15 protein-coding genes and 3 pseudogenes are annotated in these 14,167 nt (G+C 51.6%); 8 read left to right on the forward strand and 10 right to left on the reverse strand.

Annotated features, from left to right (window positions below):
- Window positions 1-164: 164 nt before the first annotated feature.
- Window positions 165-333: pseudogene (locus JJD74_RS16140) on the forward strand (transposase domain-containing protein); the annotation flags it as partial.
- A 121-nt stretch (window positions 334-454) separates the two neighbouring features.
- On the opposite strand, the gene JJD74_RS16145 reads toward JJD74_RS16140, so the two are convergent.
- A complete protein-coding gene (locus JJD74_RS16145; RefSeq protein ID WP_234451768.1) occupies window positions 455-1,279 on the reverse strand; it encodes a DUF695 domain-containing protein in 825 nt (274 codons plus the stop codon).
- Between the two features lie 265 nt (window positions 1,280-1,544).
- Between JJD74_RS16145 and JJD74_RS30820 the strand changes: the two are divergent.
- A pseudogene (locus JJD74_RS30820) lies at window positions 1,545-1,780 on the forward strand (type II secretion system protein GspI); the annotation flags it as partial.
- Window positions 1,781-2,090: 310 nt separating this feature from the next.
- Here JJD74_RS30820 and JJD74_RS31475 read toward each other — a convergent pair.
- Window positions 2,091-2,237: pseudogene (locus tag JJD74_RS31475) on the reverse strand (DUF6124 family protein); the annotation flags it as partial.
- Window positions 2,238-2,240: 3 nt separating this feature from the next.
- A complete protein-coding gene (locus JJD74_RS16155) occupies window positions 2,241-2,699 on the reverse strand; it encodes a winged helix-turn-helix transcriptional regulator (protein ID WP_200615460.1) in 459 nt (152 codons plus the stop codon).
- 95 nt (window positions 2,700-2,794) lie between these two features.
- On the opposite strand from JJD74_RS16155, the gene JJD74_RS16160 reads away from it, so the two are divergent.
- Window positions 2,795-3,736 (forward strand): aromatic alcohol reductase, encoded by a 942-nt coding sequence (locus tag JJD74_RS16160; protein WP_200615462.1) that lies wholly within the window; start codon window positions 2,795-2,797, stop codon window positions 3,734-3,736.
- A gap of 176 nt (window positions 3,737-3,912) precedes the next feature.
- Here the strand turns inward: JJD74_RS16160 and JJD74_RS16165 are convergent, their stop codons facing one another.
- Window positions 3,913-4,272, reverse strand: coding sequence for a DUF6124 family protein (locus JJD74_RS16165; protein ID WP_042559469.1), 360 nt, complete (start codon window positions 4,270-4,272; stop codon window positions 3,913-3,915).
- Window positions 4,273-5,124: 852 nt separating this feature from the next.
- Here JJD74_RS16165 and JJD74_RS16170 point away from each other — a divergent pair.
- The 3 genes from JJD74_RS16170 (at window position 5,125) to JJD74_RS16180 (ending at window position 8,399) form a co-directional block, all read left to right on the forward strand.
- Complete coding sequence (locus tag JJD74_RS16170) at window positions 5,125-6,474, forward strand: SIR2 family NAD-dependent protein deacylase (protein ID WP_200615464.1); 1,350 nt, start codon at window positions 5,125-5,127, stop codon at window positions 6,472-6,474.
- A gap of 276 nt (window positions 6,475-6,750) precedes the next feature.
- The gene (locus JJD74_RS16175; protein WP_200615468.1) at window positions 6,751-7,776 is read left to right on the forward strand and encodes a phosphoribosyltransferase-like protein; all 1,026 of its coding nucleotides are present in this window, start codon (window positions 6,751-6,753) and stop codon (window positions 7,774-7,776) included.
- Window positions 7,777-7,784: 8 nt separating this feature from the next.
- The gene (locus tag JJD74_RS16180) at window positions 7,785-8,399 is read left to right on the forward strand and encodes an NADAR family protein (protein ID WP_200615470.1); all 615 of its coding nucleotides are present in this window, start codon (window positions 7,785-7,787) and stop codon (window positions 8,397-8,399) included.
- Window positions 8,400-8,556: 157 nt separating this feature from the next.
- Here the strand turns inward: JJD74_RS16180 and JJD74_RS31130 are convergent, their stop codons facing one another.
- Window positions 8,557-8,688 (reverse strand): hypothetical protein, encoded by a 132-nt coding sequence (locus JJD74_RS31130; RefSeq protein ID WP_256594788.1) that lies wholly within the window; start codon window positions 8,686-8,688, stop codon window positions 8,557-8,559.
- A gap of 423 nt (window positions 8,689-9,111) precedes the next feature.
- Window positions 9,112-9,543, reverse strand: coding sequence for a type II secretion system protein N (locus JJD74_RS16185; RefSeq protein ID WP_200615473.1), 432 nt, complete (start codon window positions 9,541-9,543; stop codon window positions 9,112-9,114).
- Between the two features lie 120 nt (window positions 9,544-9,663).
- Between JJD74_RS16185 and gspH the strand changes: the two genes are divergently transcribed.
- Together gspH and JJD74_RS16195 are read left to right on the forward strand one after the other, a co-directional pair.
- Window positions 9,664-10,116, forward strand: coding sequence for a type II secretion system minor pseudopilin GspH (gene gspH, locus JJD74_RS16190; RefSeq protein WP_042559404.1), 453 nt, complete (start codon window positions 9,664-9,666; stop codon window positions 10,114-10,116).
- On the forward strand, window positions 10,113-10,721 hold the full coding sequence (locus JJD74_RS16195) for a prepilin-type N-terminal cleavage/methylation domain-containing protein (RefSeq protein ID WP_200615476.1): 609 nt from the start codon (window positions 10,113-10,115) through the stop codon (window positions 10,719-10,721). Before gspH ends, JJD74_RS16195 begins: the two co-directional genes overlap by 4 nt.
- A 319-nt stretch (window positions 10,722-11,040) precedes the next feature.
- Here JJD74_RS16195 and JJD74_RS16200 read toward each other — a convergent pair whose 3' ends face one another.
- Genes JJD74_RS16200 through JJD74_RS16210 form a run of 4 tightly spaced genes read right to left on the reverse strand, consistent with a single transcriptional unit; the run spans window position 11,041 to window position 13,159 of the window.
- Window positions 11,041-11,565: a hypothetical protein gene (locus JJD74_RS16200; RefSeq protein WP_150687147.1), complete on the reverse strand. Its 525-nt coding sequence runs from the start codon at window positions 11,563-11,565 to the stop codon at window positions 11,041-11,043.
- Window positions 11,558-12,238: a hypothetical protein gene (locus JJD74_RS30825; RefSeq protein WP_234451769.1), complete on the reverse strand. Its 681-nt coding sequence runs from the start codon at window positions 12,236-12,238 to the stop codon at window positions 11,558-11,560. Before JJD74_RS30825 ends, JJD74_RS16200 begins: the two co-directional genes overlap by 8 nt.
- Before the next feature lie 3 nt (window positions 12,239-12,241).
- Window positions 12,242-12,730: a DUF3800 domain-containing protein gene (locus JJD74_RS30830; RefSeq protein ID WP_234451770.1), complete on the reverse strand. Its 489-nt coding sequence runs from the start codon at window positions 12,728-12,730 to the stop codon at window positions 12,242-12,244.
- A 60-nt stretch (window positions 12,731-12,790) separates the two neighbouring features.
- The gene (locus JJD74_RS16210) at window positions 12,791-13,159 is read right to left on the reverse strand and encodes a hypothetical protein (protein WP_150597925.1); all 369 of its coding nucleotides are present in this window, start codon (window positions 13,157-13,159) and stop codon (window positions 12,791-12,793) included.
- Window positions 13,160-14,167 lie beyond the last annotated feature (1,008 nt).

Genomic DNA, 14,167 nt, shown 5'->3' on the forward strand with positions numbered 1-14,167 from the left:
GCGGCTGTGTGTTGCGGGGCTGGGGTCCACGAAGGAGTCCATGAAAACAAGGGATAGACAGCATACGGGCGTTTGCTCCGGATCGTCTAGCCAGAGAATCTTTTCCGATTGTGAATGCCGACTCCAATAGACTCACGACTAAAAAACTGGAAAAGCGCAACTGGCTACGCAGCGGAAAACGTGCGGCAGCGATCATGAGTTTGATCCACTCTGCGCGGCTGAATGGGCATGATCCGTATGCTTACTTCAAAGATGTACTCACACGCCTGCCGACGCAGCGAGCGAGTGAGTGAGATTACAGCGTTGCTGCAGCATAAGTGGGCGCCCGTTTAACCACGCAAGGTTGGTTAAACGGCCGAAAAAAAAACACGCAAACGTAGCTATCCTGATCGAGGTTAACCGGACGAAAATCCAGGGAGAGAGTCTGAAGGCATCCTCTTTAACCATCGGGACATCATTCCACGCACTTTTTGGGCGTGATACGGATATCTTCAGTCAGGTTTTCACTACTTTGCACTTCGGTGCTCAACGTTGGTTCTTTGCGTGCGCTCAACTCGATAGGGTATGGCCCGGTCTGCGCTAGAACAGCCTGTGTTTGAGCGATAAAAGCTTCGTCGCTTCGTGTATAGAAGATCCACTGCCGCTGGTTTCCACCAGTCACCGTGCACACCCACTTCGCGAGCCCTTTATCCTGCACCGCCGGCAGTATCAGCCTCTCCATTTCATCCATCCGGACACGGTCTCTGGGCGCCGGTATGACTCCCTTGGAGGAGTATTTCCAGGTAACCCTGATTTTGAAAGATAGCGCCCGCTTTTCAGTCGCCGATATCGAATCAGCCCCCTTGTAGATCATGGGAATGGGTGTATCCGGAAAATCAGATGGTTGGTAAGTATTGTCGTCAAATTCAGCAATTTGCATCTGTCGGGAATAAACGCCAGTATCGTCGAGAAGTGCTCTGAGAGCCTCCCTCTTGCTGGCTTCCCGATCAGCCACACAGTTAACGTACTCGACGCTTTTAGCCGGGCCCGCATCCAAGCATGGGTCGCGTTCGACCGGTGGGGGCGAATTGGATTTGGAGCTGGAGCAACCAGCGATAAGTACGCTTGCTAGCGCCAACAACCAGCGCCGGTTATGGAGGCCCATCTGGCTGCGCCCCAAGCCCAGAGGCTTTGGGCCGGAGAGTTCGCAGCCTTGACGTTGTCTGCAAAGCTCTGCTGTTACATACCGCACGCCATGACCAGACTCCATCAAAGGGCGTTCGGATTTTTCAGTGACCATCGGTGTTTTTCCTTCAACTCACGACCTCGTCCTGAAGACCGGTCTTGCCAACTAAATGCTAAGCGCCCGCGCAAGGCGAAATGGCTCATTCGTGGCGCCAATTCTGCCAGAGGGCTTCAGTGGTGGCGATAAATAGACGGGGCCATTGCGCCGCTAGAGAGGCCATGGCAGGGCTTAGAGTAACAAGAAACGCCTCAAGCACCGATGCGCTGAAAGCCCTGCCTTACAGGATGGGATCAGGAAGTGTGCTGGCTGGACGGTTACGCGTGATCGTTCGATTACGCTTTTGGCTTCGCAGAGTCGTAGGCAGCGTTGCGGCTTGAAGGCCGTTTGCCGATGGGAATGAAGGCGCAGGAATGTGATCAGGGACGGCTTTTGCTGCGGTGCGAGCTGGTAATTGGCTCGGCGGAGAATGGGCGATTGCTCAAGGTTGGGATTCAGGTGCTTGACCGGAGCCAGGGTGCGCCGCCGTTGGCCAGACTGGAGACATTGTTGTCCCGAACGGAAAATTCACTAGCCCTCTCCCACCGGGAGAGCGAACCGATTCGGGGATGTTCGGGCGCTGCACCGATCTGTAAGTCTTTCATTGAATCCAAATGACTACAGTTCACCAAAGCCATAATCGCGATGGCGGTTTGTCAGGCAGCAAAATGGTGCATGTGCCATTGCCATCGCTGGCAGGCCCGCTCCCACAAGTTTCAGCGTCGTACACGATATCCGCGACCAACCCAAAACCCTGTGGGAGCGGGCTTGCCCGCGAAGGCGCCAGAACGGACACCCGATCAATCACCAAGTGATCCCGGCACCCGCATCACCCAGGCAACTCCAAATTATCCAACGCCCGATTCACCGCCAGCTCCCCCAGCATGATCAACTGCGCAATCCCCAACAACGCCCGACGCTGCGACGCCGACACCCTACTCGCGACGTCCCGCGCAATGGTCCAAACCGAACCAACTATTCAATCGATCCCTTCTGAATCGCCCAGCCCCACCACCGGAATTTGCCACGAAGGCTTTTTCCCACTCTGGCTATCAAACGCACGACGCGCCTCGCGAAAATCCTCGACGTGCTCCACGACCCACGTCCAAATGGGCGACATACGGACCAATAGCTCCATACCCAAAGGCGTCAGCTCGTACTCGACATGGGGCGGCACTTGATCCAACTCCCGCCGTATCAGCAGACCATCGCGTTCCAGCGCACGCAGCGTTTTGGTCAACATGCGCTGAGTCACGCCCGTCATTTGCCGTTTGATCTCGGCATGACGCATCGTGCCGTACACACCCAGGGCATGCAGAATCCCCAGTGACCAGCGGCTACCAGCGTGAGCTAGGACTTCGCGCCGCACGCCATCGTCGTCTCGTCTTAGCGTCTGGCAGATCGCTTCTGCCTGGCTAAGGGTTTCCTCATCGGTCATTTGTCCCCCTGGTATCACGCGTGTGCCTTCTTCTGAGCGCTGCCCAATCGTGCCAGCATCACCAAATCATACAGACGACGGATTCAGGAGACACCATGACCGAAGCGATCCACCCTTCCCCACAATCCATTCTCGTACTTGGCGCCGGCGAACTCGGCCTGCCGGTTCTGCGCAATCTTGCGCGGGTAGCCAAGCACTCGCCCGGCAGCACCATCAGCGTCCTGCTCAGGGATTCGACCATCAACACGCAAATCCCTGAGAAAAAGCGCGAAATCGATGAACTGCGCAGCCTGGGCATTCAGCTAGTCGCCGCAGACCTGGTTAACGATTCCATCGACCAACTGGCCGAAGTGTTCGCAGCATTCGACACCGTCATAGGCTGCGCAGGCATGGTCGCAGGTCGGGAAACGCCGATGAAACTGGCGACAGCTGCGCTAAGGTCCGGCGTGAAGCGCTACTTCCCCTGGCAGTTTGGCGTCGATTTCGAAGTGATTGGCCGGGGCAGCCCGCAGGATTTGTTCGATGCGCAACTCGACGTGCGCGAGTTGCTCCGCGCCCAGGACAAAACCGAATGGGTGATCATCTCGACCGGCATGTTCACAAGCTTTCTGTTCGAGCCGGTATTTGAAGTCGTCGATTTTGAGAACGACACCGTCAACGCCTTGGGCAGCCTCGAAACCAGCGTGACGCTCACAACACCGGAGGACATCGGCAAGCTGACAGCGGAAATCGTTTTCTTCGAACCGCGCTTTCGCAATGAGATCGTGTACCTGTCTGGCGACACGGTGACGTATGGGCAGGTGGCGAGCCTGCTTGAACGTGTGCTGGGGCGTCCGTTCACACGTAACGTCTGGACGGTGCCGCACCTGATGCAGGAACTGGAAAAAGCCCCCACTCACCACATCAAAAAATACCGCGCCGTATTTGCCCAAGGCAAAGGCGTGTCGTGGCCTAAAGCGGGGACGTTCAACGAACAGCAGTCGATTCAGGTCACTACGGCGGAACAGTGGGCTCGGGACAACCTGGCAGTCGATTGACGCAAAGAAAGCCCCCCACTCGCAGATACAGATACACGTACATCGTCTCGACATTTATCGCGGCTGAAGAGCCAGCGCACTCCCACCTTGAAACACGCCCAAAGGTGGGAGCGAGCCTGCTCGCGAAGGCGCCAGAGCTCACACCTGATCAATCACCAAGTGCCCCGACACCCGCATCACTCCGGCAACTGCAAGTTATCCAACGCCCGATTCACCGCCAACTCCCCGAGCATGATCAACTGCGCAATCCCCAACAACGCCCGACGCTGCGACGCCGGCAACAGACTGGCGACGTTCTGGGCAATGGTTTGCGCCGAAGCGAGTGTTTCACTGGCATCGATCAGCAGTTCTTCGTTTTTGTTGTCCGCGGTCACGGCGTACATGCCTCGGGTTTTGCGTGGCGGCGGCGTGGAACCGGGCGGACATAGGTAATGGTCGAGCGCGCGGTCGGCGGCTTCGTGGAGTTTTTTTGAGTCGAGGGATTCGTAGGGGGAAACCGAGTCAGTTTCGGGCGGGTTGGGTGTTGGTTTGATCATGGTGAAGCTCCATATTTATACCTGGTGGAACCACCAAAACCTGTCGCTAAACAAGTAAGGGTGGCAGCTGTACGCGGGTTAGCGAACCGAGAGGTATAAGACCCGGCAGACCCGAAGGTCTCCCACGCACAGCCACCATATCGTCGTCGCAAACGGCTGCGACAAACTGGAGCGTCGTTGTACTTATACCTGGTCGGGTCGCTAAACCCGGTCGCTGGGTTGCCAGCGACACGTAGACGATAAAGACCAGGTACAAAGCGCACAAGCCGGCGGATTCTGGCGTAGCTGTAGGCAAGGGCGCAAGGGTGTGTAGCCTGGGAGAGTGTCTGGAGATGTCTTTTTAAACATTGGTGTTTATCTCATTTCCTCTGCCGTCAGGCGCCCTATCGTGACTGTCCCCCCCTGCACTTCTTCCCAGCCAATAACTTTTACGACGAAAAACCCAGCGAACGCAGGATTCATTGCATGAGGCCTATCGATGCATGCTTTTCGAGTGTTGATAACTTCTAACGCCTGCCATCGGCGTAAAGCGAATATAAGCGCAAGTCAATTGCTATCACCCTCATAACACCTTACCGCAGGTATTCGTGGCGACTTTTCCTAACAAATCTACCCACCGGCAAAGTGCGCGATTTAAAATTATTAAAAAAAGCGAGCCAATCACTAATGCGTAGGCTTCACCCCTGAAAAAAGGCAGGGTTTCTACATTAGATTTTCTTCAGCAGACGACCATAACGTACCGCAAGCGATTGATTTTAATGAAAATACCTCTGAGTTAGCATACAAATTTATCTCAGCTATGCTTTATACAGATGCTATATCGCTCTTGGAAAACCCGGTAAGGCCTACCCAATGACTGATTATGATAAATATACCGAAGATGTAACTGACGACATAAAAACCTGCATTGACGCAATGAATTGCCAGCCAATTCTGTTCGTGGGATCCGGACTTACAAGGCGATATCTAAGTGGTCCTAGCTGGGAGGAGCTTCTATTTTCTCTCAGTGAGTCATGTCCAGAAATAGACAAAAAATTTGCGTACTATCTGCAACGCTATCCTAATTTAGTTGATATAGGCACTGTATTCTCTGAAAAATATAATGACTGGGCGTGGGGCGAGGGAGAGAAGCAATTCCCAGCAGAGCTTTTTGGCGCTGGCAATAGCTCTGATATTTACTTCAAGTACGCAATTTGTGAAATTTTCAAAGGACTGTTAGAGCAGGCCGACAATTGGGAAGATCGCGAAATCGAATTATTAAGAAGAATACACCCCCACTCCATTATAACTACAAATTACGACTGCTTTTTGGAAATAGTCTTCCCAAACTACACACCAATAGTTGGGCAAAAAATTCTTTACGCGAACCACTCAAGTATCGGCGAGATTTTTAAAATCCACGGATGCTCATCTGACCCCAGCAGCATCGTCATTAACAGGGAGGACTATGACAACTTCCTAAGAAAGAAGAAATATTTAAGCGCGAAGATGCTAGCTTTCTTTGCAGAGCACCCATTGATATTTATTGGATATGGCGCCGAAGACCCAAATATTAGAACGATACTTTCTGATATCGATGAAATCCTTTCAGAGAATGGTGAATTGATTCCAAACATCTACCTGCTTGAATGGTCGGCAAAAGAAGTAACCGGCTACCCCAGGCGTGAGCGTTTAATTTCTGTAGCCGAAAATAAAAGCATAAGAATAAAAAGCATAGTCGCACACGATTACTCCTGGGTTTATGAAGCCTTCGGAGCGAATCAAGCGCTTGAAAATGTCAACCCTAAGTTGCTCCGCGCTCTTCTTGCTAGGACTTATGAACTTGTTCGGTCCGACATACCAAAAAATCCTATACAAGTTGACTACACAGTACTATCCAACGTTTCATCTTCTGATGGCGAACTTGCTAAGCTCTATGGAATAGCTGACGTTTCTGGCGGATTAGACTTCAATGCCAACTTCCCATACACCCCTTCTACCTTAGGTATAAGCCTTGGATTCAAAGGTTGGCACGATGCCAACAAACTAATCTTGATACTGAAAAGCACCAGCGGAATAGATATAAAATCTTTTGACAACAAATATCACTGCGCCGTTATGAACGGAGCACAAATTCAGTCGCACCGATACTCTAATCTATTACGAAAGTTACTGGAGAAAATCAGGGACGGTGATGAATATGAGCTGGATCTACCCAGATAGAAATATTAAACCTCCAGATAAAAACAACAATCAGAACAATTGATATCACCAAAAGGAAACCAAAAAACTTTTATAAAGCAAACCTCCTCAAAATTAAAAACACGAGAAAATAAGTTAACAAACCATTTAAAATCAAGCATTTCATCTATTAAATTTTTCAAAACATCCGATGCCAATTTGATATATACGTTTAGCATGGTGAGTGTAGGAAAATGCGCGGAATGATGGCAAACTGACAGTTCGATGCTGTCGTCGGGGACTAGAAAGGGATTTTTTATGCCAGATCGTCAAGAACTAATTCAACAACTTCTTGAAATCATTAGTGATTATAGAAAAGATTCATTGGTATCTCGACCTGATGCGCCTCATGTAGAACGCTGGATAGCTCAATTTCCCGAAGCGGAACGAGATGAAGTTCTTCGAGAAATGATTTTTACACTCGACAAGACTTATTTTTCCAAGGACAAGGTGAAGGATATTTTTTCGAGCTTGCTTTTTGATAACAAACCAATCAGTGATGCCGAATTAATATTCTGGAAAAGCGCTTCACTTTTAGATATTCAGAAAGGCGGTAACAGTCAGCATGAGTTTTCTAAATTGGTATCCAACCTCATTACAGAACGCTCCGGCTTTAAGATGCCTATAAACGCTCCTGAAGTTCGAAACTATCTATATATAGATGATGTAGTTTTTTCCGGAAATAGGTTATTGAGTGACCTAAGATCTTGGATCACCGATGTAGCACCTAAAGAAGCAAGGCTTTATATAGTAGTTATTGGACTACATCTGGGCGGTGAGTGGTATGCTGGGAAAAAGTTAGAAGAACTAATTTCCGAGAGCGGAAAAAAAATCTCCGTAGCGTGGCATTACTCTCTAGAAGTCGAAGATAGGCTGCGCCATATAAATACTTCTGACGTCTTAAGGCCTGTTAGTGCACCACAAGATGCGCTAATATCGAATTATATTTCAAACATGACTCACAAACCGACGTTTCGGGTTGCGGGAGAAACAGGGAAGCTTGGATTCTTTTCTTCGGAATTAGGACGCCAAACCCTGGAGCGCTCTTTCCTTACCGCCGGAGTTCACATATTAGACATTTGCAAAAATCTTGGAGCAAAGAACAGACCACTTGGATATAGCTCCTTAGAAACTCTCGGATTTGGATCAATGATTGTGACATATAGAAACTGTCCCAACAACGCGCCATTAGCACTCTGGGTAAATCATCCGTGGTATCCTCTGCTTCCTAGATCCACGAATGCTGATGCTGCGTTGCATCGCGCTCTGGCTGAGGTGTTATAGAGGTGAGTATGAAAAAAGTCGCCATTCGTGAGTATGATCGGCGAAACAGCGTTGTCTTCTTAAAGACTCAAGATGCATTCGGCGGACTATCAAACATGGCTGCTGGTTACAATATAACAATAAATGATGTAAAGATATTTACGTCTGAAGCGTTGTATCAATCCTGCCGTTTTCCTCATCGCCCAGATGTACAGCGTCTAATAATAGAACAGACGAGTCCGATGACAGCAAAAATGCGCTCAAAGCCATTTAAAAACGACTCTAGACCGGACTGGTTACGAGTTAGAGTTCGAATAATGAGTTGGTGCATCAAGGCTAAACTAATTCAAAACTGGGAAAAGTTCTCTACCTTATTAGAGAGCACAGGTGATTTCCCAATAGTTGAGCAATCAAGAAAGGATCAGTTTTGGGGAGCAACGCCTATAGATGACCACAGGCTAGTGGGCGCCAATGTCTTAGGGCGATTGCTGATGGAGTTACGTGAAAATATACGACTTGGAAACTTTAACGCTAGCGAACTCTGCACTTTAGACATCCCAGATTTTAATCTTTTTGGAGCACCTATTGATAAAGTTTTATACAGGGAAATTGAACCACTATCACACATGGGCGACCTATTTTAGTTGATATAGTATCTATAGAGCACTAAAACAACGTAGAAGACAACCATTTTTCTACGCCAATATATTCCTTACTTAGAAAATGCTTTCATGCTCTGACATATTCTTGACTCCCACATCAAATTAAAAGCCCCACAATGTAAAGTGGGGCAATTTAAGATTATTTCCCTTTTTTGTGCTTATGTACATCTAAATCAGGATGTTTCGGTTTGTTCTCGGGAGTAACACTACGACGCTGGTCTGTTTTACCAGTCGAATCCGCTATCGGTTTTGGTCCAGGCTTGATACTCATTCAGATATCTCCTTAATTTGGAATGAACAGATCTTTTCAAACTATCGCCATATAGCATCCGTTCAGCACGAAAACATAATAATTGGACACACCTGCCACTCTAGCCTGCATTCCTTCCATTGGTGATTTTTTTATCATCTTTCATCGTTTTTTCTTTGCTCTCGACAGGCATACCTGCCTCGCTACTTCCTAGGCAATCGTTCATTGGCTGAAGCTAATGGTCAATTTTCCTTCTACGAGAAGATTTGGGGATAAACCGTGGTATTGATTTGACGGCATGGTTTTGGCCGATAGAGGAATTTCATAACGTTCCTCTCTTTACAAGCAAATGCGAATGCTCCTGTCTGTAAGCCCCCTTCTTTTCAGAGCACTTGAAATGCTATCCGACTAAACGGCAAAAAATGACGACTTCGATCCTACAAATCAGGGCCTAATAAGGCTCGGCAACACCACCCCCTCCACCAACCTCTCCACCCCTAACCTCACCCGCCCCCCGCCCTGCTCAATCACCATCCCATCCCCCTCCACCGCCACCAACTTCACCCCAGGCCCAACCTTCTCCCCCTGCAAAAAACTACGCGGCGGCCCGTCATTCAAACTCAGTATCGCCACCGCCCCCCGACTGCCCGCCATCACCCCGCTCACCTTGATATCCACTGGCGCCGTTTGATTGGAAAACCACTGCAACGCCGGGCTATCACTGCGCGCCGCCAGCAATTGCGGGGCAGCTGCCGGGGTGTGGGATTCGGCGGAGGTCAGCAGCAGCGACGACCATGTCGCCACGCCAACCAGCGCCGCGAGCAGTGCGAGGGCCTGGACCATTTGGGGTGGGGAAACGCGTGCGGTGAAGGTCATGGGTTTAATCTCCTTTTTATCCCTGCTGCCAGTCTACGCGGCAATTCTCTCCGTTTTATTTCACACGCCTTACATGTTGGCCGTGCACGATGACTTCCGACGCAAAGGAGCGCGCAATCGATGAACGGGGTCAAGCAACAGGGTTTTACACTGATCGAGTTGATGGTGGTGCTGGTGATCATCGGCATCGCCAGTGCGGCGATCAGCCTGAGTATCAAGCCCGATCCGTTGCAGTTGCTGCGCAAGGATGCCGAGCGTGTGGCGCAGTTGCTGCAAGTGGCGCAGGCCGAGGCCCGCGCCGATGGTCGGCCGATTGTGTGGGTGAGTGATGCCAAAGGGTTTCGGTTTAGTCGGCGCAGTGACAGTGGCAAGGGGTTTGATCATTTCGCGCAGGACCCGCAATTGCGCCCACGGCAGTGGCAGAGCCCGAAACTGGAAGTGCGCGTGGAGCCCAGACAGAAAGTCGTGCTCAACGCCGAGTGGATCAATCCGCCGCTGCAACTGACTTTGTCCGACGGTTTCAATCGCCTCAGCGTGCTGCGCGACGGCGCCGGCCGGATCAGTGTGCAATGAAAAACCAACAAGGTTTTACCCTGATCGAGGTGATGGTCGCGATTCTGCTGATGGCGGTGGTGAGTTTGATTGCCTGGCGGGGGCTGGACAGCGTGACGCGGGCGGACAGTCATTTGCAGGCCAGCAGTGAGCAGAGTGACAGCCTGTTGCGGGCGCTGAATCAGTTGCAGCGGGATGTGGAGATGCGCGCGGGGGTTGAGTTGACCGAGCCGAAGAAGGTTGGCGTGGATGATGAGCCGCCGAGCGCGCCCCCTGCCCTCACCGTGCGTAGCAGCGACAGTACGGGGTTTCGGCTCGACATCATTCGTACGGCGGCTGATCAGCCGGGGGCTTTGCAGCGGGTTCGCTGGTGGCTCAAGGGCGGCACGTTGTATCGGGCGGTGGCTGAGGCGCGGAGTCGCTATCCGTTGCCGGCGCCTGGGAATGGGGTTGCGGTGTTGAACGACGTTAGCGATGCGCAGGTGCGGGTTTGGGAGGTGGATAAGGGGTGGCGGCAGTTGAGTGGTAATCGGCGGGAAGATCCGGCGGGGTTGGAGATTCGGTTGACTCGGCAGACGCCGCAGGGGGTGGAGAAATATCGGCAGGTGATTGGGCCACTGAACTGAAGAGATAATCGTATGAGAGCAGCCGAATACCGAGATTTTTTGACCTTTGTTTCTCAACATCAAAGCAAGATCAAGAGATCGCAGCCTTCAGCATCTCCTACAGCAATTGAGCAAACCAGATAGAAACTCGTCGGCTGTCAGGGCGGCATCGCTGGCAAGCTAGCTAGGGCCGAACTTCTGCGATGATATTAGGATGAGCTCTGAGGCAGCCCGAACGGGAGCATTGAACCTAAAAGTGATGGTTAATGCGCCTTAATGGGGACATTAGACTTGCACGTCATACGGGATATATCCGTAGCACTCGGCTTTAAGACGGCAGTTAACTCTCTGAGTCTCCAGCCTTATGGCGAGCCCAGCGCAACGTGGCTATCGACATAAATTGCCTAATAGCCAACGCACCACGTTCATTTCTGGCTTTGGAACCTGGCAAAGTCAGAGCTGCTTCGACCTTGGCACGACTCGCTTCGTACATTGCAAATGCGTTGAACTCAGAATCAAGCAGCACCAAGAGCACAAAATCGAACGGGTGTCGTAGGTCAATTGCACCCATACGGCCCGTAATCTTTAGCGGGTTCAGGATACAGCGGCCCTTGATCTGGATTCTCGCGACGCCATCCTCCAGTATCTCAGTAGCGTCGTAACCTGCCTGCCTTGCAGGATGTAGTGACAGGCCAAGTCTAGTAGCAGCTTCATACTCTGCTACCTCGCCGGTCACGCCCAGTGGCTTGCCGGTTAGACTATAGAATCTACGCGCGAGCACCTTGGCCTCTTTCAAAATCTCTAAGATTTCATCCTGAATCAATGCAACCCGCTGAGGCTCGTTGCAATTATTGAGCTCATTCATCCGCAAATGCCTCAAGCGCAGCGAGCAGTTTAGCCAGCTCACTCAAGTTGGCTGCCGTCACGATGTCATATTCGCCTCGACTACTCAGCCGATACACCTCTCGGGCCTTTTTGACACGCTCCAGTAGAGGAACAACAATGCCTGACGCTTTTTCAAGAAACTCATTGATGTCCGCACGCGTCTGGGGGATTTTGTAGCCCTTCGCCGCGCTTGTAATGATCACGTCCGAATCACGAAGCTTGGCAATGCCGCTAGAGCGGATTCTCTGGTCGTTAACGTCTCCGAAACCGCTATCTTTTAGATGGGCGACTATTTCTGCGGTTGGCACGTAGTCTTTGGTGACGAATTCGCTTTGGAATCTCAAGAACCGCAAGATGCTTAGCTGCAAGCGCTCATCTTCATTAGGGTGCTCACCAACCCGTTCGCCAAAAAGGTCAGCCTGGCGGAGAGCTTCTTGGTGTACTTGGTAGTCTGCATACCCAGATGCATCCGTCGGCGGAGGCAAAAGAGGCTGGTACTTGGATGGCCACTCAAGCATCCCAAGAGTCAGGCTGCGAAGGATTTTCTTGTAGGCAAGAACTGCTTCTTCGGAAGCTTTATCCTCGTATATCTGAGCCACTGAGCCAGCAAAAAAATCTGCAACCTGAACCAAAACGTTGTCCTTACTGGACATCGTCTAGAAGGCATCCCTATCGCCAAATAGGTCGTCGACGAACCTTTCTACAACGTAGCTTTTAAGACTCTCCTGAAACTCCTGTCCACCATGTTCGTCTACGATCATCTGGAGGTCAGGATATGCGCGGAACAAACGTTCATAGAGCAACCCGTTCACGTATTTTATGAACGAAGACTTGAACCGGAGTCCGCCATCTTTGTGGATTCTGGACTTATCCACCACGGTGAAAAAGAGCTTGAATGGCAGCTCGGCTAGCTCGTTGAGGATTCGGGCACGGCGGTATAAATCCTTGGGCTTCAGACTGCTGGATTTGATCTCGCCTGTTTGAAAATGGCGCACGCGAAGTTCTTCAGCTTGGGCATAAGCAGCTTCCAGGTCTTTCTCTGCCACGAGAATGGAGCACACGATGAAGAAGCCCGAGCTTCCTCCCTTCGACGTATCAAGGTCAGCATTCCCGGACTCATCTACGAATGCATATGTTCTGTCCATGATCTTGCTCCATCGACGACTTGCTGAGCGCGGTGGGGCGCCCAATGGCAAAAGGCGATCTCAGTTCGTCGCGGTGGTAGTGCCTGGAGCGGGGCCTTCGCTGAACGTGTAGTTGATGACTATGTCATTACGGATCAGGACGTCGAGAGTTTTTTGGGTGCCAGTAGTCGTCACCTTCATAGTGACCACGTAGCTTTGAGCATGGGCTGAGCCGTTTGTGTAGGTGTAGATCCACTTCTCGTCAGTCTCGCTAACTGCGCTCTTGGTATATGGCTCACCGAACAGCGACTTCAACTCGGCCGTCGTAGTTTTGCCTTTGGTGATGTTCGTCACACCAGCGGACGGAAAGTCCCGGCCTACGGTGTAGTGCGACGTAGCGCAACCGCCAAGTGCTACACACATCCCCATAACTGCAATGAGCTTTTTCATATCCTTCCTTGATCGTGGAAAGCTCCAAATCTAGCTGGCATCGAGGCTAAAAGCCATCAACCATGTTCATCAAATACTTCCACACTTTCACGAAAAAATCAGAGCACCCTCGGAGCGCCTTACAAACCTGACCTTCGCATCTGCAACCTGGCCTTGACCGTCTACAACTGGTCTAGCTAGCTCCTACATTGGGATTGGGTGAAGTCAGTTGGGGATTGGTTGGCTTTCGGCCGCCATCGTTGGCAAGCCAACTCCCACAGGGATTGGGTACATGTGCTGGAGATGGGTTGGCTGGCAGGCCGTCTTCGCGAGCAGGCTCGCTCCCACAGTGGGATTGGGTGAGGTCAGTTGGAGGTTGGTTGGCTGTCAGGCCGCCATCGTTGGCAAGCCAACTCCCACAGGGATTGGGTGCATGTGCTGGAGATGGGTTGGCTGGCAGGCCGTCTTCGCGAGCAGGCTCGCTCCCACAGTGGGATTGGGCGAGGTCAGTTGGAGGTTGGTTGGCTTCCAGGCCGTCATCGTTGGCAAGCCAACTCCCACAGGGATTGGGTACATGGGCTGGAGATGGGTTGGCTGGCAGGCCGCCTTCGCGAGCAGGCTCGCTCCCACAGTGGGGTTGGGTGAGGTCAGTTGGGGATTTGTTTGCTGTCAGGCCGTCATCGTTGGCAAGCCAACTCCCACAGGGATTGGGTACATGGGCTGGAGATGGGTTGGCTGGCAGGTCGTCTTCGCGAGCAGGCTCGCTCCCACAGTGGGATTGGGTGAGGTCAGTTGGGGATTGGTTGGCTGTCAGGCCGTCATCGTTGGCAAGTCAACTTCCACAGGGATTGGGTGCATGGGCTGGAGATGGGTTGGCTGGCAGGCCGCCTTCGCGAGCAGGCTGGCTCCCAGAGAAAAGCAAGCAACACACCGACCCGCTTCGCTCCTCACCACTCAACAGGATGAGCGCAAGCTCGGCTGCCGCTGTTGATCTTGATTCACGGGCGACGTCGGGAGGCTGAGTGGATG

It is taken from the genome of Pseudomonas sp. MF6776, assembly GCF_016613125.1.
Lineage (GTDB): Bacteria > Pseudomonadota > Gammaproteobacteria > Pseudomonadales > Pseudomonadaceae > Aquipseudomonas > Aquipseudomonas iridis.

Bases quoted from the DNA above. Each gene is read 5' to 3' on its own strand.
- JJD74_RS30825 (WP_234451769.1), bottom strand. From the start codon at position 12,238: ATGTCCAGTAAGGACAACGTTTTGGTTCAGGTTGCAGATTTTTTTGCT.
- JJD74_RS16145 (WP_234451768.1), bottom strand. From the start codon at position 1,279: ATGGTCACTGAAAAATCCGAACGCCCTTTGATGGAGTCTGGTCATGGC.
- JJD74_RS16165 (WP_042559469.1), bottom strand. From the start codon at position 4,272: ATGATCAAACCAACACCCAACCCGCCCGAAACTGACTCGGTTTCCCCC.
- JJD74_RS16170 (WP_200615464.1), top strand. From the start codon at position 5,125: ATGACTGATTATGATAAATATACCGAAGATGTAACTGACGACATAAAA.
- JJD74_RS16160 (WP_200615462.1), top strand. From the start codon at position 2,795: ATGACCGAAGCGATCCACCCTTCCCCACAATCCATTCTCGTACTTGGC.
- JJD74_RS16195 (WP_200615476.1), top strand. From the start codon at position 10,113: ATGAAAAACCAACAAGGTTTTACCCTGATCGAGGTGATGGTCGCGATT.
- JJD74_RS16185 (WP_200615473.1), bottom strand. From the start codon at position 9,543: ATGACCTTCACCGCACGCGTTTCCCCACCCCAAATGGTCCAGGCCCTC.
- gspH (WP_042559404.1), top strand. From the start codon at position 9,664: ATGAACGGGGTCAAGCAACAGGGTTTTACACTGATCGAGTTGATGGTG.
- JJD74_RS16155 (WP_200615460.1), bottom strand. From the start codon at position 2,699: ATGACCGATGAGGAAACCCTTAGCCAGGCAGAAGCGATCTGCCAGACG.
- JJD74_RS16210 (WP_150597925.1), bottom strand. From the start codon at position 13,159: ATGAAAAAGCTCATTGCAGTTATGGGGATGTGTGTAGCACTTGGCGGT.
- JJD74_RS31130 (WP_256594788.1), bottom strand. From the start codon at position 8,688: ATGAGTATCAAGCCTGGACCAAAACCGATAGCGGATTCGACTGGTAAA.
- JJD74_RS30830 (WP_234451770.1), bottom strand. From the start codon at position 12,730: ATGGACAGAACATATGCATTCGTAGATGAGTCCGGGAATGCTGACCTT.
- JJD74_RS16180 (WP_200615470.1), top strand. From the start codon at position 7,785: ATGAAAAAAGTCGCCATTCGTGAGTATGATCGGCGAAACAGCGTTGTC.
- JJD74_RS16175 (WP_200615468.1), top strand. From the start codon at position 6,751: ATGCCAGATCGTCAAGAACTAATTCAACAACTTCTTGAAATCATTAGT.
- JJD74_RS16200 (WP_150687147.1), bottom strand. From the start codon at position 11,565: ATGAATGAGCTCAATAATTGCAACGAGCCTCAGCGGGTTGCATTGATT.